The following is a 17,962-nucleotide window of genomic DNA, read 5'->3' on the forward strand; positions in this document are numbered from 1 at the left end:
GCACCCCGCCGCACAATTCAACACTTGTCAATAGCCCTTCACGCAAAGGTTGTTGAGTAGTCATACGCGGCCAATTCACTACCCGCCGGTAAGTCATAGAGTCGAAACATGCGCCGAGCGAAAATCGTCTGCACACTGGGCCCCGCCACCGACTCGTACGACCAGATAAAGGCACTGGTCGACGCCGGAATGGACGTCGCCCGATTCAACCTCAGCCACGGCAGCTACGCCGACCACGAAGAGCGCTACCAGCACGTACGAAAGGCCTCCGACGAGACCGGCCGCAGCGTCGGCATCCTCGCCGACCTTCAAGGCCCGAAGATCCGCCTCGGCCGCTTCACCGAAGGACCCGTACTCCTTGAACGCGGAGACACCTTCACCATCACCGTCGAAGAGGGCGCCGAAGGCGACCGCCAACAGTGCGGCACCACCTACTCCGGCCTCGCCGACGACGTCACCCCGGGGGAGCGCATCCTCGTCGACGACGGCAAGGTCTGCCTGGAAGTCACGTCCGTCGACGGACCGCGCGTCCACACCACGGTGGTCGAAGGCGGCATGGTCTCCGACAACAAAGGCCTGAACCTGCCGGGCGTCGCGGTCTCGGTTCCCGCGTTGTCGGAGAAGGACGAGGCCGACCTCCGCTGGGCGCTGCGCACCGGCTTCGACGTCATCGCGCTGTCGTTCGTGCGCAGTGGCCGCGACATCGAGGACGTCCACCGCATCATGGACGAGGAAGGCCGCCGCCTCCCCGTCATCGCCAAGGTGGAGAAGCCCCAGGCGGTCGAGGCGATCGACGACATCGTCGCCGCCTTCGACGGCATCATGGTCGCGCGCGGGGACCTGGGCGTGGAGATGCCGCTGGAACAGGTCCCCATCGTCCAGAAGCGCGCCATCAAGCTGGCCAAGCGCAACGCCAAGCCGGTGATCGTGGCGACGCAGATGCTGGACTCGATGATCGACAACTCCCGCCCGACGCGCGCGGAAGCGTCGGATGTGGCCAACGCGGTCATCGACGGCACGGACGCGGTGATGCTGTCCGGCGAGACGAGCGTCGGCAAGTACCCCATCGAAACGGTCCGCACGATGGCGAAGATCGTCGAGGCGGCCGAGGAGGACATTCTCGCCAAGGGCCTCCCGCCCCTGACCGAACGCAACAAGCCCCGCACCCAGGCCGGCGCGGTGGCCCGCGCGGCAGCCGAGATCGGCGACTTCCTCGGCGCCCGGTTCCTGGTCGCCTTCACCCAGTCCGGCGACACCGTCCGCCGCCTGTCCCGCTACCGCTCACCGATTCCGCTACTGGCGTTCACGCCGGAGCCGGCGACGCGGTCGCAGTTGAATCTGACGTGGGGTGTGGAGACGTTCCTGGGGCCGCATGTGGAGTCGACGGACGCGATGGTCGACCAGGTGGATGAGCTGTTGCTGAAGTACGGCCGGTGCAAGAAGGGCGACACGGTCGTCATCACGGCGGGGTCGCCTCCGGGGGTGTCGGGCTCGACGAACATGGTGCGGGTGCATCACATCGGGGAGGACGACAGCCCCAAGTAGCAGACGGAGGGCCCCTCTTCGGCTTGAGGAGGGGCCCTTTGCGGTGGGGTCAGTGCTTGGGGCCTACGTGGGTGTCGAGGAGGGCGACGGAGGCCCTCTTGGCGACGGAGATGTTGTACGGGCTGCCGTTGCGGGTGCAGTGGGCCCAGTCGATACCGAGCTTGTCGAGGGTGTCGGTATAGAGGCGGCGGATGTCGTCGGAGACGTTGGTGAAGAAGTAGCGCGGGTATTCGTAGCGCTTGCGCTCACCGCCGACCATGCGGGTCGTCCAATTGGTGATGCGGCAGCCGTCGGAGTGGATGAGACCGCGGATGAACCCCCAGGGATGGGCGTCGACGACTTCTTGCTGCCAGGGTTCGAGGGCGATGGTGCGCTCGTGCTTCTTGCCGGGGCCGTGTTGGGGGAACAGGCAGTGAAGGTGTTTCGAGTAGACCTTCACGTTGCGGCAGCCGACTTCGCGGACGCGGCAGACGGAATTGCCGGGGAACACAGCACGCATGGCCTTGTCGCAGTCGTCCATGAGTCCAGGCCACTATTCGGAGCAGCTGATCATGAGGTTGGGGACGCGGTGCTCGGAGTAGCGGCTGATGTGGCCGTCGCCGAGATAGAGGCCCAGCAGGTAGCTGTAGGCGGCCTCGTCGAGCTCTCGCCCATCGCAACGGGGGCATGGCGGACTGTGTCGTCCGGGGCACTCGCCGCGCTTCGCCCGGTCCATATGCTTCCAGTAGCCGATGGTGCCGAAGGGCACGTCGAGCTTGCGAGCCACCTCCGCATTCGCTGCGCCGTTGCGCAGCAGGGTGAGTGCCTTCTGTCGAACCTCAGTGCTGTGAAAGGTCATGCGACTACTCTGGGTGAGTGATCGCGGCCGTACGCAGCAAAAAGCGGATGTTCACGAGAACGTGGACATCCGCTTTCTAGTGCCGGGTATGGGATTCGAACCCACACGTCCTTTCGGACAGAGGTGTTTGAGACCTCCGCGTCAACCAGTTGCGCCAACCCGGCTTGAGTGCTGCTGAGGAGTGTACCGGGTGACCTTACTGCGCCGCAGCTAGGTAGGCTCTTGGGAGCAGCACCCCTGCCCCTGAACGAGGAGCCCCCGTGACCGCCCCCGAGTCGCCCCAGCCCGTAGACGCGCCCGACGACGACAAGTCGCACGTGCCTCCGCTGACGACCCGTGTCGTCATCGCCGAGGACGAGGCGCTGATCCGGCTCGATCTCAAAGAGATGCTCGAAGAAGAGGGGTACACCGTCGTCGGCGAGGCCGGTGACGGTGAGCAGGCCGTCGAGCTGGCCCGTGAGCACAAGCCCGATCTCGTCATCCTTGACGTGAAGATGCCGAAGCTGGACGGCATTTCGGCGGCCGAGAAGATCGCCGAGGAGAGCATCGCGCCGGTTCTGATGCTGACGGCGTTCTCGCAGCGGGATCTGGTCGAGCGGGCGCGGGACGCCGGTGCCATGGCGTACCTGGTGAAGCCGTTCAGCAAGAGTGACGTCGTGCCGGCGATCGAGATGGCCGTGTCGCGGTTCACCGAGCTGAAGGAGCTGGAGAAGGAGGTCGCCGACCTCACTCTGCGCCTGGAGACGCGAAAGCTGGTGGATCGGGCGAAGTCGATCCTGCAGACGGAGTACGGGCTGACGGAGCCGGCCGCGTTCCGGTGGATTCAGAAGACGTCCATGGATCGGCGGATGTCGATGCAGCAGGTCGCCGAGGCCGTTATCCAGGACGCCGAGGAGAAGAAGGCCGCCAAGGGCTGAGCCGCCGTACGCACGGAAGAGGCCCGCGCCCCCTGAGCAGGGGACGCGGGCCTCGCCGTATGCACGAAACCACGTGGGCGAATCAGTCCTCGCCCAGGTACGCCTTCCGCACCGACTCGTCGTGCAGCAGGTCCTGCCCGGTGCCGGAGAGGACGATCTTGCCGACCTCCATGACGTGGCCGTGGTCGGCCAGGGAGAGGGCGGCCTGGGCGTTCTGCTCGATGAGCAGGATGGTGGTGCCCTGGGACTTGAGTTCCTGGATGGTCGCCATGATCTTCTGCATCATGATCGGGGAGAGGCCCATGGAGGGCTCGTCGAGCATGAGCAGTTTCGGTCGGGACATCAGTGCCCGCCCCATGGCGAGCATCTGCTGCTCGCCCCCGGAGAGGGTGCCCGCGGCCTGCTTCCTGCGCTCCCCGAGGATGGGGAAGAGGTCGTAGGCGCGTTGGATGTCCTTCTCGATGCCTTCCTTGTCGTTGCGGAGGAAGGCGCCGAGGCGGAGGTTGTCCTCGATCGTCATGCGGGGGAAGATGTGGCGCCCCTCGGGGGAGTGGGCGAGTCCCAGTGAGACGACCTTGTGGGCGGGGATCTTCTTCAGCGATTTGCCGTCGAACTTGATGTCGCCGGACACCGGCGTGAGCAGCCCGGACAGGGTGCGCAGGGTGGTGGTCTTGCCGGCGCCGTTGGTGCCGATGAGGGTGACGACCTCGCCCGCGTTCACCTTGAACGAGATGCCTTTGACGGCCTCGATCTTGCCGTAAGCGACCCTGAGGTCTTCGACCTCGAGCAGTGCGGTCACTTGTCGTCCCCTTCCGTGGTGCTCTGCGCCTGGGCCTCCGCAGCCTCGACTTCGGCGGCTTCCTCCTTGCCCGGCTCGCCCTCGAAGGGTGTGCCGAGGTAGGCGGCGATGACGCGTTCGTCGGCCTGGACGACTTCGGCGGGGCCTTCGACGATCTTCTCGCCCTGGACGAGCACGGCGACCCGGTCGCAGAGGTTCATGATGAACCGGATGTCGTGTTCGATGACGAGGACGGCGATGCCCTGGTCCCGGATGGCGAAGATGAGCTCTTCGGCGGCCCGGGTTTCCTGCGGGTTCATGCCGGCGGTGGGCTCGTCGAGGAGCAGCAGGCCCGGCTCGCTCGCCAGCGCGCGGGCGATTTCCAGCTTGCGCTGTTCGCCGTAGGGCAGGTTGCGGGCGAGGTGGTCGGCCTTGGCGGCGAGGCCGGTGAACTCCAGGAGTTCCATGGCCCGGGCCCGGGACTCCTCCTCGGCCTTTTTGAAGCCGGGGAGGCGCAGGAGGGCGGACCAGAGGCCTTCCTTGGTGCGGGTGTGCCGTCCGACGAGCACGTTTTCCAGGACGGTCATGTTGGCGAAGAGCCGGATGTTCTGGAAGGTGCGGGCGATGCCGGCCTGGGTGACCAGGTGGGGCTTGGGCGGCAGGACGGTGCCTTTGTAGGCGACCTTGCCTTCGGTCGGCACGTACAGGCCGGTGAGGCAGTTGAAGAAGGTCGTCTTGCCGGCGCCGTTGGGGCCGATGAGGCCGACGATCTCGCCGGTGTTCACGGTGAGGTTCACGTCGCGTACGGCGGTGAGGCCGCCGAAGCGCATGGTGACACCGCTGGCGTCGAGCACGGTCGTGGCGGTGGGTGCGGTCGTGGTGGTGGTCATGGCGGTCACGCCCCTGCCTTGGCGACGCCGGTCGCGCCTTCGGGCAGCGACTTGTCCTCCGGTACGTCGAGCTGTCCGGTCTCGTGGAATTCGAGCTGCTTCCTGCGGTCGGCGACCAGGCCCTCGGGGCGGAAGCGCATCAGCAGCATCAGCGCGACGCCGAAGAGGAGCAGCTGGTACTCCGCCATGAACTGGAGCTTGGCGGGGATCAGGTAGAGCAGTGCGGCGCCGATGAGCGGGCCGCTGATGGTGCCCATGCCGCCGAGGATGACGGCGGCGAGCAGGAAGGCCGAGTTCGGCGGTACGGAGCCGGCGAACTGGTACTGCTCGGGGGTGACGCTGTAGGACACGTGGGCCTGGACGGTGCCGGCGAGGCCGGCGAGGGCGGCGCCGAGTGCGAAGGCGAGGAGCTTGAGGCGGAAGCCGTTGATGCCCATCGCGGTGGCGGCGGTCTCGTCCTCGCGGATGGCGACCCAGGCGCGGCCGATGCGGGATTCCGCGGAGCGGCGGAAGACCAGGACGACGATGGCCGTGCACAGCAGCATCAGCAGGTAGTAGTTGCCGGAGCGGGTGAGTTCGGTGCCCAGGATGTTGTGCGGCAGTCCGAGGTTGAACCCGAAGATCTCCAGGTCGGGGATGTTGGGGATGCCGTTGGAGCCGTTGGTGACGTCCGGTCCGCTGTTGCCGTTGAGGTTGTTCATGGTGATGCGGAAGATCTCACCGAAGCCGAGCGTCACGATGGCGAGGTAGTCGCCGCGCAGTCGCAGGGTGGGGGCGCCGATCACCACGCCGAAGATCAGCGAGGCGGCGGCGCCGGTGAGGACGGCCGCCCAGAACGGGAATTCGACGCCGATGCTCGACTGCGGGGAGCCGGAGACCAGGGCGGCGGCGTAGGCGCCGACGCCGAGGAAGGCGACGTATCCGAGGTCGAGGAGGCCGGCGAGGCCGACGACGACGTTGAGGCCCAGGGCGACCGTGGCGAAGATCAGGATGTTCGCGCCGATGAGGGCGAACTGGTCGTTGGTCTGGGTGAAGGGGAAGCAGATCGCCGCGACGAAGGCTGCTGCCATGGCGACGTTGCGGTGCTTGGCGGTGAGCGCCGAGAGCCGCTTGAGGAGGCCTGCGCGGGTGACGGCGGTGAAGCCGAAGCCCGTGATGATCAGGAAGCCGATGAACAGCTCGGAGTACTCGGTGCCGATGCCGTACGCGAAGACGTACAGGCCGACGCCGAAGCCCGCGGCGATGATCAGGATCTCCGCCCAGGAGGGCAGTTCCTTGGCGCGGCTGGGCTCGGGTGCGGTGAGCGAGTGGCGTATCCGGCCCCAGAGGTTGGGGGTGGGGTCCGCCGCGTCGTAGGGCTGGTCGACCGGGAGGCCGAGGGCGCCGATGACGGCGACGAGGGCGCCGATGCCGGAGACCCAGGCGCCGGGCTCCAGGTTGACGAGGCCGCCGAGTTCCTGGCTGATGGCGCCCATGGCGTAGCCCGTGGTGCCGAACACGCCGAGGGCGGCGAGCAGGACGGGGCTGTTGGTGCCGCCGGGGGTGAGCCAGCCGAGGCCGCGGATGCCGTAGCCGGAGAGGGCGAACAGCAGGGTGAGCACGGAGCCGACGAGGGTGAGGACCTGGAGGCCGCCGGGGTAGCCGGTGACGGTGAGGTTGCCCGGGAATTCGTCGGTCCAGGTCCAGGCGAGGAAGGTGCCTGCGAGGGCGAGGGCGGAGCCGGCGACGGTCAGCGCGCGTGCCGCGGTGTGCGGCAGCGGGATGATGGGGGTGGCCGGTGCGGTGGACACCTTGGTGGTGTCGGTGGTCTTGTCCATGGGGGTCTCGGTGGTCATGGGTATCACGCCCGATCCGCGACGCGTTCGCCGAGCAGGCCTTGTGGCCTGAACAGGAGGACGAGGATGAGGAGGGCGAACGCCCATACGTCCTTCCAGGCGCCGCCGCCGAAGAGGTCCATGCCGGGGATGTCGCCGATGTAGCCGGTGGCGAGGGACTCGGCGACGCCGAGGACCACACCGCCGAGCATGGCGCCGTAGATGTTGCCGATGCCGCCGAGGACGGCGGCGGTGAAGGCCTTGAGGCCCATCAGGAAGCCCATGCGGAAGCCGACCTGACCGTTTTTCAGGCCGTAGGCGACGGCGGCGATGGCGGCGAACGCGGCACCGATGGCGAAGGCCATGACGATGATGCGGTCGGTGTTGATGCCCATCAGTTTGGCCGTGTCGGGGTCCTGGGCGGTGGCCTGCATGCCGCGGCCGGAGCGCGTCTTGGTGACGAAGAGGCCGAGGGCGAACATGCACAGCGGGGCGGCTATGAGTACGAAGAGGTCGCCGCGCTGGATGTTGGCGCCGAGGACGTCGATGGGGCCGCCTTCGAACTGCGGGAAGGGCTGGTCCTTCTTCGCGTCCGGGTACCACATCCACACGGCCTGCTGGAGGACGATGGACAGGCCGATGGCGGTGATGAGGGGTGCCAGGCGTGGCGCGGTGCGCAGGGGCCGGTAGGCGAAGCGTTCCGCCGCGGTGGCGACGGCGACGGAGACGATGACGCCGGCGACGATCATGAGGGGGATCGCTGCGCCGAGGGCGAAGCCTTCGGGGAGTACCAACCAGACGGTGAGGGCCCCGAAGCCCCCGACCATGAATATCTCGCCGTGGGCGAAGTTGATGAGCTGGACGATGCCGTAGACCATCGTGTAGCCGATCGCGATGAGTCCGTACATCGCGCCGAGGATGAGTCCATTGGCCAGCTGTTGCGGCAGTTCGTTCACCGCAGGGCCTCCGTGGAGTGGTTCGGATATGGCGCCGCGCGGGAGCGCTGATGGGTGCTCCCGCGCGGCCTGGATCAATGTGTGATGGGGGAGTGTTCTCTACTCGTCCTCTGCTAGCCCAGCTTGGGCTCGCCGCTGAACTCCGGCGCCCATGCGTTCTTCTCGACCTTGTACGCGGTCATCGTGTGGTTCGTGGTGTCACCGAACTCGTCGAAGGAGATGGCGCCGGTGACGCCGTCGAACTTGACCTTCGCCATGGCGTCCAGGACTGCCTTGCGGCCGTCGGACGGGACCTCGCCGTCGTTGCCCTCGACCGCCAGCTTGACGGCCTCGATGATGGCCCAGGTGGCGTCGTAGGTGAGGCCGCCGTAGGCCTCGTAGTCGTCCTCGTAGCCCGCGGCCTCGTAGTTCTTGATGAACGTCTTGGCGGATTCGAGCTTCTCGACGGGCTCGCCCACGGAGGTGGCGAGGTCGCCCTCGGCCTTCTTGTTCAGCTTCGGGAACTCACCGGAGTAGATGCCGTCGCCGCCCATGAGCGGGATGTTCTGGCCGCTGTCCTTGAGCTGCTGGCTCAGCGGAGCCGCGGCCGGGTACTCGCCGCCGTAGTAGAGGGCCTCGGCGCCGGTCTTCTTGATCTTGGCGACCACGGCGTTGAAGTCACGGTCGTCGGGGTTGATGTGGTCGCTGCCGACGATCTTGCCGCCGAACTTGGTGAAGTTCGTCTTGAAGGAGGCGGCGAGGCCGGCGCCGTAGGTCTTCTGGTCGTCGATCAGGTAGACCTTCTTGATCTTCGCCTGGTTGTACAGGTAGTCGGCGGCGAAGGCACCCTGGATCTCGTCCGTGGTGGCGGTGCGGAAGAACGTCTTGAACTGGCGGACCGAGTCGCCGGTCTTCCAGCCGTCGCCCTGGGTCAGCTCCGTACCGGTGTTGGCCGGGGAGACCTGGGTCAGGCCGGCGTCGCTGAACGGCTTCTGCATCTGCTGCGAGACGCTGGAGTTCAGCGGGCCGACGACGCCGAGGACGTCCTTGTTGCTGATGAACTTCTGGGCGTTCTGCTGGCCGACGGAGGGCTGTGCCTGGTCGTCGAGCGACTCGATCTTGAACTCGACGCCCTTGACGAACTCCTGCTTGTTGGCCGTCTTGGCGGCGAGGTCGGCGGAGTTCTTCATGCCGAGGCCGAGTGCGGACAGGTCGCCGGTCAGCGGGGCGTCGAGGCCGATCACCACGGTGGTCTTGTCGCCGTTGCTGCTGTTGCCGCCCTCGTCACGCGACCCACAAGCCGTGAGTGTCAGCGATCCCGCCGCGAGCGCGGCGGTTATAGCGATGATCGAACGTTGACGCACGAATCAGGTCCTTTCCCTGGCACGGCGGTTCCCCATGGAGCGCGCCGAGTCGAGCGCTGGGCCGAAGTGGCTTCGAATCCGGTGGCTCGGTGACTGGCGGTGACTCTAAGCGGGTGGAGGGAACATGGAGGAGTCTCTGACCAAGGCTGTGACGCTCTTGTTATGACACGGGGTAACACAGAGCGGTACTCGGTGGGGGGAAGAGTGGATTTCCGGCCGATTCGCCCTGTCCACATAGTGAGAACTCGCAGCGTCCGCGCGTAGCTTCTTCACTAGTGTTCACATGTTTTGGTGATGACCGAAGTGGTGGCTGGAGGCTACCAGGGGGCTTCTGTCGTCTTGTGTGAGGGGTGCTCACCGCGGGGGAACTGTTGGCTTGTATTGCGGCTGTATTACGTAGAGTTACGGCCGGGAAATAGGTTCGGCGTTCCTCGTTATTTCGTGTACGGGGCACGAAAAGGAAAAGGCGACTGACTCAGCCCCACGGACCTCCGGTCGGCTCGCCTTTGCGGTATCTCTCCTCGCACGACTCCTGTGCCCGGCGGTCGATCAGCCGGTCCGCCGCTCGTGCGCCCGCGCGCTCGCGTTCCGCCCGGGCGGCGTCCACGACCTTGCGGAGGATCTCGTACTGGCCGTCGGACAGGCCCATCGACTGGTGGTCACCGTAGGTCGCGCCGGTCAGTGCCCGGCGCGACCAGTAGCCGATGATCCGCGTGCACAGCTGCGCGGGTGAAGTCGCTGCGGGGGAGGGCGAGTTGGCGCTCGCCCGGGTCTCGGGCACGTCGCCCTGGGCGCCCGGCTGCCCGCCGCATCCGGCCGCCGGGCCGACGGCCGGCAGCGCCAGTGCGAGCGCCGCCCCCTGCCGGCGGGCTCCTCCCGTCGTCATGCCTCGACGTTATGCCGCCGGGCGTCAGGGTTCAACGGCAGGGAAAAACAAGGATGTTGGCCGTAACGGCACCGTCGTCGGGGCGCCGGCGTCAGCTCGCCGCCCGGATGTGCTCCCCGTCGCCCGGGTTCACGTCCCGCAGCATGCAGGTCAGCCGCGCGCTGCACACCCGCCGGCCCGCCTCGTCGCTGATCACGATCTCGTACGTCGCCGTCGAGCGGCCCCGGTGCAGGGGTGTGGCCACGCCGGTGACGAGGCCGGAGCTGACGCCGCGGTGGTGGGTGCAGTTGAGGTCGACGCCGACCGCGATCTTGGAGCTGCCGGCGTGCAGCATCGACCCCACCGACCCGAGCGTCTCGGCGAGCACCGCGGAGGCGCCGCCGTGCAGCAGCCCGTACGGCTGGGTGTTCCCCTCCACCGGCATGGTCCCGACGACCCGCTCGGCGGACGCCTCCATGATCTCGACGCCCATGCGCGTCCCGAGGTGCCCGGCGGAGAACAGGGCCGGCAGGTCGACGCCGAGCGCGGCGTACTCGTCGATGACCTCCTGCGGGAACGTCACGTGCTGCTGCTCGCCCATGGGTCCGGCTCCGTTCGTCGTGCACAGTCGCGTTACAGGTCGACTGAGCAAACGCTCAGTCGGTCACCGATTGTTCCAGACGTACGACGACGGACTTGCTGGCCGGGGTGTTACTGGTGTCCGCGGTGGCGTCCAGCGGCACGAGGACGTTGGTCTCCGGGTAGTAGGCGGCCGCGCAGCCCCGGGCCGTCGGATACAGCACCACCCGGAAGCCGGGCGCCCGCCGCTCGACCCCGTCCTTCCACTCGCTCACCAGATCGACGTACGAGCCGTCGGCGATGTTCAGTCGCTGCGCGTCCTCGGGGTTGATCATGACGACCCGGCGGCCGTTCTTGATGCCCCGGTAGCGGTCGTCGAGGCCGTAGATCGTGGTGTTGTACTGGTCGTGCGAGCGCAGGGTCTGCAGCAGCAGCCGCCCCTGAGGCACCTTCGGGTACTCGACCGGAGCCGCCGTGAAGTTGGCCTTGCCCGTCGCCGTCGGGAAGCGGCGCTCGTCGCGCGGGGCGTGGGGGAGCGTGAAGCCGCCGGGGCGGGCCACGCGCGCGTTGAAGTCCTCGAAGCCGGGGATCACGCGCGCGATCCGGTCCCGGATCGTCGCGTAGTCCTTCTCGAACTCCTCCCACGGGACCCTGCTGTCCTCACCCAGGACCCGGCGGGCGAGCCGGCACACGATCGCCGGCTCGGACAGCAGATGCGCGCTCGCGGGCTCCAGACGGCCGCGGGAGGCGTGCACCATGCCCATGGAGTCCTCGACCGTCACGAACTGCTCACCGCTGCCCTGGAGGTCGCGCTCGGTGCGGCCCAGCGTCGGCAGGATCAGCGCACGCGCGCCCGTGACGGCGTGGCTGCGGTTGAGCTTCGTCGACACGTGCACGGTCAGCCGGGCACGCCGCATCGCCGCCTCGGTGACGTCCGTGTCCGGCGTGGCCGCCACGAAGTTGCCGCCCATCGCGAAGAACACCTTCGCCTCGCCGTCGCGCAGCGCCCGGATGGCCCGCACGACGTCGTAGCCGTGCTCACGCGGCGGGGTGAAGCCGAACTCCTTCTCCAGGGCGTCCAGGAAGGCCGGGGCGGGCCGCTCGAAGATGCCCATCGTGCGGTCGCCCTGCACGTTCGAGTGACCGCGCACCGGGCACACGCCCGCGCCCGGGCGGCCGATGTTGCCGCGCAGCAGAAGGAAGTTGACGACCTCGCGGATGGTCGGCACGGAGTGCTTGTGCTGGGTGAGGCCCATGGCCCAGCACACGATGGTGCGCTGCGAGGCGAGGACCATGGCCATGACGTCGTCGATGTCCGCCCGGGTGAGGCCGGTCGCCGTCAGCGTCTCGTCCCAGTCGGCCGCGCGGGCGGCCGCAGCGAACTCCTCGTAGCCGTGGGTGTGTTCGCGGACGAACTCCTCGTCGACCGCGCCCGAGCCGGAGGCGCTATCGGATTCAGCCAGGATCAGCTTGTTGAGGAGGCGGAAGAGGGCCTGGTCGCCGCCGATGCGGATCTGCAGGAACAGGTCGGTGAGGGCGGCGCCCCTGAGCATGCCCTGGGGGGTCTGCGGGTTCTTGAACCGCTCCAGACCGGCCTCGGGGAGCGGGTTGACGCTGACGATCTTCGCGCCGTTCTCCTTGGCCTTCTCCAGGGCGGAGAGCATGCGCGGGTGGTTCGTCCCCGGATTCTGCCCGGCGACGATGATCAGGTCGGCCTTGTAGAGGTCCTCGAGCAGGACGCTGCCCTTGCCGACGCCGATGGTCTCGGAGAGCGCCGACCCGGACGACTCGTGGCACATGTTGGAGCAGTCCGGCAGGTTGTTCGTGCCGAGTTCGCGCGCGAAGAGCTGGTAGAGGAACGCGGCCTCGTTGCTGGTGCGCCCGGAGGTGTAGAAGACGGCCTCGTCGGGGGAGCCGAGGGCAGTGATCTCCTCGCCGATGATGTCGAAGGCGCGCTCCCAGGTCACCGGCTCGTAGTGGGTGCCCCCTTCGGCGAGAAACATGGGGTGGGTGAGCCGCCCCTGCTGCCCCAGCCAGTAACCGCTCCTGGTCGCGAGGTCGGCGACGGAGTGCGTGGCGAAGAACTCCGGGGTGACCCGGCGCAGGGTCGCCTCCTCGGCCACCGCCTTCGCGCCGTTCTCACAGAACTCCGCCTTGTGCCGGTGCTCCGGCTCCGGCCACGCGCACCCCGGGCAGTCGAAGCCGTCCTTCTGGTTGACCCGCAGCAACGTCAGCGCGGTGCGCTTCACGCCCATCTGCTGCTGCGCGATGCGCAAGGTGTGCCCGATGGCCGGCAGCCCCGCCGCCGCGTGCTTCGGCTCCGCGACCTGGGGCGCGTCCTGAACCGGATCACCCTTGGGCGGCTTGGTGGCCATCGCACACTCTCCCTAGTCTTCTCGTTCACCACGGGAACGCGTCGCCGACACCCGCACTGTTGCGGGTCACCGGCCGTGTACACGTGTGAGGTACGTCTCCGATCCTCGCACGGGGGACTGACAACGTGGGGGGTGGGCCTGAGGGGGTGCGGAGGGGGAAGCGGGGGGCAGGGGGGCGGTGGTTGTGAGGAGGGGGGGCGGAGGAGGCGTCAGTGGTTGTGGGGAGGCGAGTGGCCGGGGCACCAGGAGTAGGTGCGCGGAGGGGGACCGGCTTGCCGACGGCTGTGCGGCTTGCCTGCTGCCTTCCGTGGGCTGTCCCGCACCGCCTGCTCGGGTCCGGTCGCCTCCTACGCCCGCACCACTGCTGTTCCTGCCGAGGGCGTTCCGGAGGCCTCGTCCCGCCCGGCCGTCCGCCCCCCGCGTCTCCGCCGCCGCTTCCTGTCCGCGCCGCCCCTTTTCGTCCCCCGGCCGCTCTCCTTCTCCCCGCGACTCGCTCCGCTCCTTTCCTTCCAGCAGCCGCCTCCCGGCCCTCCCGTGCCCCGCTCCCGCCGCGTTGCCGGCCCTCGGCGCTTGCGTTGCCGTGGCCCCCGGCACTGCTGCTCCACCCGACCCCGCTCCCCCCGGCGCATCCTCGCCGCCCCGACGGCGATCAACGCGACGTGGGAGCCCGGCTGTGCCGGACCGGCCGGGGCCCCCGGTGGGGACCGACTGTCAGTGGGGCGTGGCAGGATCGGGGGCGTGGCAGAGACAGCATCGAAGCAGACCGAAACCAACCCCGGCGGCAGCCGGCCCCGCCTGATGCTCATGGATGGGCACTCGCTGGCCTACCGCGCGTTCTTCGCGCTGCCCGCGGAGAACTTCACGACCGCGACGGGCCAGCCGACGAACGCGATCTACGGGTTCGCGTCGATGCTGGCCAACACCCTGCGCGACGAGGCGCCCACCCACTTCGCGGTGGCCTTCGACGTGTCCCGCAAGACCTGGCGCTCCGCGGAGTTCACGGAGTACAAGGCGAACCGCTCCAAGACCCCGGACGAGTTCAAGGGCCAGGTCGAGCTGATCGGCGAGCTGCTCGACGCGATGCACGTCTCCCGGTTCGCGATCGACGGCTTCGAGGCCGACGACGTGATCGCCACCCTCGCCACCCAGGCCGAGGCCGACGGCTTCGAGGTGCTGATCGTCACCGGCGACCGTGACTCCTTCCAGCTGGTCAGCGAGCACACCACGGTGCTGTATCCGACGAAGGGCGTCTCCGAGCTGACCCGCTTCACCCCGGAGAAGGTCTTCGAGAAGTACGGATTGACGCCCGCCCAGTACCCCGACTTCGCGGCCCTGCGCGGCGACCCGTCCGACAACCTGCCGGGCATCCCGGGCGTCGGCGAGAAGACCGCAGCGAAGTGGATCAACCAGTTCGGCTCGTTCGCCGAGCTGGTCGAGCGCGTCGAGGAGGTCAAGGGCAAGGCCGGCCAGAACCTCCGCGATCACCTGGAGGCCGTCAAGCTCAACCGCCGGCTGACCGAGCTGGAGCGCAACGTCGAGCTGCCCAAGACCGTCGCCGACGTCGCGCGCGTGCCGTACGACCGCAAGGCCGTCGCGATGATCCTGGACACCCTGGAGATCCGTAACCCCTCCCTGCGCGAGCGGCTCTTCGGCGTCGACCCCGGAGCAGAGGAGGCCGAGACCACGCCGATCGCCACCGAGGGCGTGGAGCTGGACGGCTCGGTGCTCGGCACCGGCGACCTGGCCCCCTGGCTGGCGGAGCACGGCGGCGAGCTGCTCGGCGTGGCCACCGTCGACACCTGGGCGCTGGGCACCGGCTCGGTCGCCGAGGTCGCGCTCGCGGCAGGCGACGGCGCGGCCGGCTGGTTCGACCCGGCGGAGCTGGACGAGACCGACGAGAAGGCGTTCGCGGCCTGGCTGGCCGACGCCGACAAGCCGAAGGTCTTCCACAACGCCAAGGGCGCGATGCGGGTCTTCGCCGAGCACGGCTGGAGCATCGCCGGCGTGCGCATGGACACCGCGCTCGCCGCCTACCTGGTCAAGCCGGGCCGCCGCTCCTTCGCCCTGGACGCGCTGTCCCTGGAGTACCTCCACCGCGAGCTGGCCCCCGCCGCAGCGGCCGACGGCCAGCTGGCCTTCGGCGCGGACGACGGCGCCGAGGCCGAGGCGCTGATGATCCAGGCCCGTGCCGTCCTCGACCTGGGCGAGGCCTTCGAGGCCAAGCTCCAGGAGGTCGGCGCGGCGGACCTCCTGCGTGACGTGGAGCTGCCGACCTCCGCCCTGCTGGCCCGCATGGAACGGCACGGCATCGCGGCCGACCGGGCCCATCTGGAGGCCATGGAGCAGATGTTCGCGGGCGCCGTGCAGCAGGCCGTGAAGGAGGCGCACGCGGCGGCCGGGCACGAGTTCAACCTGGGCTCGCCCAAGCAGCTCCAGGAGGTCCTCTTCGGCGAGCTCGCCCTGCCCAAGACGAAGAAGACGAAGACGGGCTACACCACGGACGCCGACGCCCTGGCCTGGCTCGCCACCCAGACCGACAACGAACTGCCGGTCATCATGCTCCGCCACCGCGAGCAGGCGAAGCTCCGCGTCACCGTCGAGGGCCTGATCAAGACGATCGCGACGGACGGCCGTATCCACACGACGTTCAACCAGACGGTCGCGGCGACCGGCCGCCTCTCCTCCACGGACCCGAACCTGCAGAACATCCCGGTCCGCACGGACGAGGGCAGGGCGATCCGCCGGGGCTTCGTGGTCGGAGAGGGCTTCGAGTCCCTGATGACCGCGGACTACAGCCAGATCGAACTGCGCGTGATGGCCCACCTGTCCGAGGACGAGGGCCTGATCGAGGCGTTCACCTCGGGCGAGGACCTGCACACCACGGCCGCCTCGCAGGTGTTCGCGGTGGAACCGGCCGCGGTGGACGCGGAGATGCGCCGCAAGATCAAGGCGATGTCGTACGGCCTCGCCTACGGGCTCTCCGCCTTCGGCCTCTCCCAGCAGCTGAACATCGACGCGGGCGAGGCCCGCGCCCTGATGGACGCCTACTTCGAGCGCTTCGGCGGCGTACGGGACTATCTGCGCCGCGCCGTCGACGAGGCACGGGCGACGGGCTACACGGCGACGCTCTTCGGCCGCCGCCGCTACCTCCCCGACCTCAACAGCGACAACCGCCAGCGCCGCGAGGCGGCCGAGCGCATGGCCCTCAACGCCCCCATCCAGGGCACGGCGGCGGACATCGTCAAGATCGCCATGCTCAACGTGGACCGGGCCCTGCGCGAGGCGAACCTCACCTCCCGCATGCTCCTCCAGGTCCACGACGAAATCGTCCTGGAAATCGCCCCCGGCGAACGCGAGGCCGCGGAAGAACTGGTCCGCCGCGAAATGTCCGACGCCGTCCACCTCAACGTCCCCCTGGGCGTCTCGGTAGGCGCGGGCCCCGACTGGGAATCAGCAGCCCACTAGCCTCCGACGGCAGAGCCACACCTCGATGCCGGGCCAGTTTTCCCAACCGGCCCGGCATCCCGTGGCGTCCTGGAGGGGCGGCGCTGCAGCGCGCCCTTAGGGGCGCGGGGAACTGCGCGACCAGCCACAGACCACCGATAGCCCCAAAACCACCGCAACCAGGCAGACGCTCAGGGGCTCAGCCCCCATAACCCGCAGTCCCGAGAATCACCGCACCCGGCAAACGCAAGGGACCCCGCCCCACCCCCGGAGGGACCCGTCACTCGCGTGGCCCCCGCAAAAGCGCCCCCCACACCCGCCGCCCGTAAGGATGCGGACATGGGTATACGCACGCTCCACCGCCGGACAGCCCCGGCACCGGCGCAAGCGAACGCCGAGAAGGCCCCGTCCGAAGCGCAGCCGTCGCTGCCACCCTTCGCCCCCGGCGCAAGCACCGCCCGCATCCCCGCCGACCTGATGAGCACCCTGCGGAACACGGCGACGATCGCCCGCCGCGGCCTCGCCCACCGGGCACAAGGATGGGCCGAGCTCACCCGCAGCTACCTGGCCCTCGCCCTCACGCTGCTCCCACGGTCCCGCCCCGCAGGGACCGTCACCGTGTTCATCGCGCCCGTCGGCACCCTCACCGAGCCACCGGACGGCTCGGCTCCTTACCGGCCTCATCCGCACCCGCGCTGCCAGGGCCAGGACCAGGGCCAGGACCAGGGCCCGGGACCGGACGCCACACCCTGACGCCCACCGCGTACAGCAGCAGCCCCAGGACGAGCCCCGCGCCCGCGCCGAAGCACACCGTCGGAATCAGCTCCCAGTACTTCGCGGTCGAACCCCAATAGTCCCACCAGCGCGACGCCCGCTGGACCGCGGCCACCGCGGCGATCCCGCCGATCACTGCCCCGGCCAACCACCGGTCCCGTACCGAAAGCACCGGCACCCCGACCGGCGCGGCCGCGGGCGTCCGCCGTAGCGCCACGAACACGAACGCGGCGATGACGACCGCGGCGAGAGCCGAACCGCCGTACTGCAGATACCAGTACAGCGGCGAGCCCGCGATCTCCTCGCCCAGGACGGGAAACAGCCGCATCCCCCAGCGGTCGAGATGCGTGAACGCGTCCCACACGACATGCGTCAGCGCGCCGAGCGCGGCCGATACGTACCAGCGCAGCGCCAGCGACGGCCCTACACGCGCGCGTGACGCCCCGCAGCGCAACAGCGTGGCCACCCGCGCCTGTCGACGCACCGGCAGCAGCGCCACCAGCGGCTCGCGCAGCAGCAGCCACAGACCCACCAGCACCCAGGCGATCACCACGTCGATGGTGAACACACCCGCGAACGAGTGTGTGACATCGCCGAACTCCATAGCCCCGGACAGGACACTCGCCGCGTAATAGGTCATGTCGGGCGAGAAGGAGCCCGCCACCAACACGGCCGGTACGAGCGTGGCGCGGCCGGTTCCGTCGGTGCGTACGGCGGGCAGTACGGCCGCCGCATGGCTCAGCGTGAACGGCAACGGGGCTCCTTGCGCGGGAGGTTGACGGGGCAGGTCCGCCCCGGTCGTCGGCGAAGCCGGTGTCAGGGACGTACGACGGCCAGTATGCGG

13 protein-coding genes, 1 tRNA gene and 1 pseudogene are annotated in these 17,962 nt (G+C 68.8%); 4 read left to right on the forward strand and 11 right to left on the reverse strand.

Annotated elements, in window-relative coordinates:
* The first annotated feature begins 108 nt into the window (after nucleotides 1-108).
* Nucleotides 109-1,545, forward strand: coding sequence for a pyruvate kinase (gene pyk, locus QQM39_RS34365; RefSeq protein ID WP_302001459.1), 1,437 nt, complete (start codon nucleotides 109-111; stop codon nucleotides 1,543-1,545).
* 49 nt (nucleotides 1,546-1,594) lie between these two features.
* On the opposite strand, the pseudogene QQM39_RS34370 reads toward pyk, so the two are convergent.
* Both QQM39_RS34370 and QQM39_RS34375 read right to left on the reverse strand, forming a co-directional pair.
* Nucleotides 1,595-2,383, reverse strand: a pseudogene (locus QQM39_RS34370) (helix-turn-helix domain-containing protein).
* Nucleotides 2,384-2,463: 80 nt separating this feature from the next.
* A tRNA-Leu gene (locus QQM39_RS34375) sits at nucleotides 2,464-2,547 on the reverse strand.
* Between the two features lie 96 nt (nucleotides 2,548-2,643).
* Between QQM39_RS34375 and QQM39_RS34380 the strand changes: the two genes are divergently transcribed.
* On the forward strand, nucleotides 2,644-3,300 hold the full coding sequence (locus QQM39_RS34380; RefSeq protein WP_302001460.1) for an ANTAR domain-containing response regulator: 657 nt from the start codon (nucleotides 2,644-2,646) through the stop codon (nucleotides 3,298-3,300).
* 82 nt (nucleotides 3,301-3,382) lie between these two features.
* Here QQM39_RS34380 and QQM39_RS34385 read toward each other — a convergent pair whose 3' ends face one another.
* From QQM39_RS34385 to QQM39_RS34420, 8 genes are all read right to left on the reverse strand, one after another.
* Entirely contained in the window at nucleotides 3,383-4,099 is a 717-nt protein-coding gene (locus QQM39_RS34385; RefSeq protein ID WP_302001461.1) for an ABC transporter ATP-binding protein, read from the reverse strand.
* Entirely contained in the window at nucleotides 4,096-4,968 is an 873-nt protein-coding gene (locus QQM39_RS34390; protein ID WP_302001462.1) for an ABC transporter ATP-binding protein, read from the reverse strand. The genes QQM39_RS34385 and QQM39_RS34390 overlap by 4 nt, the downstream gene beginning before the upstream one ends.
* Before the next feature lie 5 nt (nucleotides 4,969-4,973).
* Nucleotides 4,974-6,785, reverse strand: a complete 1,812-nt coding sequence (locus QQM39_RS34395) for a branched-chain amino acid ABC transporter permease (protein WP_302003830.1) — start codon at nucleotides 6,783-6,785, stop codon at nucleotides 4,974-4,976.
* A 23-nt stretch (nucleotides 6,786-6,808) separates the two neighbouring features.
* A complete protein-coding gene (locus tag QQM39_RS34400; protein ID WP_302001463.1) occupies nucleotides 6,809-7,738 on the reverse strand; it encodes a branched-chain amino acid ABC transporter permease in 930 nt (309 codons plus the stop codon).
* A gap of 113 nt (nucleotides 7,739-7,851) precedes the next feature.
* Complete coding sequence (locus tag QQM39_RS34405; protein WP_302003831.1) at nucleotides 7,852-9,066, reverse strand: branched-chain amino acid ABC transporter substrate-binding protein; 1,215 nt, start codon at nucleotides 9,064-9,066, stop codon at nucleotides 7,852-7,854.
* Nucleotides 9,067-9,556: 490 nt separating this feature from the next.
* Nucleotides 9,557-9,967 (reverse strand): hypothetical protein, encoded by a 411-nt coding sequence (locus tag QQM39_RS34410; RefSeq protein ID WP_302001464.1) that lies wholly within the window; start codon nucleotides 9,965-9,967, stop codon nucleotides 9,557-9,559.
* A 91-nt stretch (nucleotides 9,968-10,058) separates the two neighbouring features.
* Nucleotides 10,059-10,547 carry a hotdog fold thioesterase gene (locus QQM39_RS34415; protein ID WP_302001465.1) on the reverse strand — a complete coding sequence of 163 codons (489 nt, stop codon included), beginning with the start codon at nucleotides 10,545-10,547 and terminating at the stop codon, nucleotides 10,059-10,061.
* Nucleotides 10,548-10,602: 55 nt separating this feature from the next.
* Nucleotides 10,603-12,900 carry an FdhF/YdeP family oxidoreductase gene (locus QQM39_RS34420; RefSeq protein WP_302001466.1) on the reverse strand — a complete coding sequence of 766 codons (2,298 nt, stop codon included), beginning with the start codon at nucleotides 12,898-12,900 and terminating at the stop codon, nucleotides 10,603-10,605.
* A 738-nt stretch (nucleotides 12,901-13,638) separates the two neighbouring features.
* On the opposite strand from QQM39_RS34420, the gene polA reads away from it, so the two are divergent.
* Nucleotides 13,639-16,365 carry a DNA polymerase I gene (gene polA / locus QQM39_RS34425; RefSeq protein ID WP_302001467.1) on the forward strand — a complete coding sequence of 909 codons (2,727 nt, stop codon included), beginning with the start codon at nucleotides 13,639-13,641 and terminating at the stop codon, nucleotides 16,363-16,365.
* A gap of 318 nt (nucleotides 16,366-16,683) precedes the next feature.
* Nucleotides 16,684-17,097 (forward strand): hypothetical protein, encoded by a 414-nt coding sequence (locus QQM39_RS34430; RefSeq protein WP_302001468.1) that lies wholly within the window; start codon nucleotides 16,684-16,686, stop codon nucleotides 17,095-17,097.
* Here the strand turns inward: QQM39_RS34430 and QQM39_RS34435 are convergent.
* Nucleotides 16,988-17,872, reverse strand: a complete 885-nt coding sequence (locus QQM39_RS34435) for a DUF4184 family protein (RefSeq protein ID WP_302001469.1) — start codon at nucleotides 17,870-17,872, stop codon at nucleotides 16,988-16,990. The two genes, QQM39_RS34430 and QQM39_RS34435, sit on opposite strands and share 110 nt — an antisense overlap.
* Between the last annotated feature and the right edge of the window lie 90 nt (nucleotides 17,873-17,962).

It is taken from the genome of Streptomyces sp. DT2A-34 (assembly GCF_030499515.1).
In the GTDB taxonomy this organism is placed as follows: domain Bacteria; phylum Actinomycetota; class Actinomycetes; order Streptomycetales; family Streptomycetaceae; genus Streptomyces.

Excerpts from the sequence above, each read along its gene's own strand:
- pyk (WP_302001459.1), top strand. The coding sequence starts at position 109 with ATGCGCCGAGCGAAAATCGTCTGCACACTGGGCCCCGCCACCGACTCG.
- QQM39_RS34390 (WP_302001462.1), bottom strand. The coding sequence starts at position 4,968 with ATGACCACCACCACGACCGCACCCACCGCCACGACCGTGCTCGACGCC.
- QQM39_RS34395 (WP_302003830.1), bottom strand. The coding sequence starts at position 6,785 with ATGGACAAGACCACCGACACCACCAAGGTGTCCACCGCACCGGCCACC.
- QQM39_RS34410 (WP_302001464.1), bottom strand. The coding sequence starts at position 9,967 with ATGACGACGGGAGGAGCCCGCCGGCAGGGGGCGGCGCTCGCACTGGCG.
- QQM39_RS34415 (WP_302001465.1), bottom strand. The coding sequence starts at position 10,547 with ATGGGCGAGCAGCAGCACGTGACGTTCCCGCAGGAGGTCATCGACGAG.
- QQM39_RS34420 (WP_302001466.1), bottom strand. The coding sequence starts at position 12,900 with ATGGCCACCAAGCCGCCCAAGGGTGATCCGGTTCAGGACGCGCCCCAG.
- QQM39_RS34430 (WP_302001468.1), top strand. The coding sequence starts at position 16,684 with ATGGGTATACGCACGCTCCACCGCCGGACAGCCCCGGCACCGGCGCAA.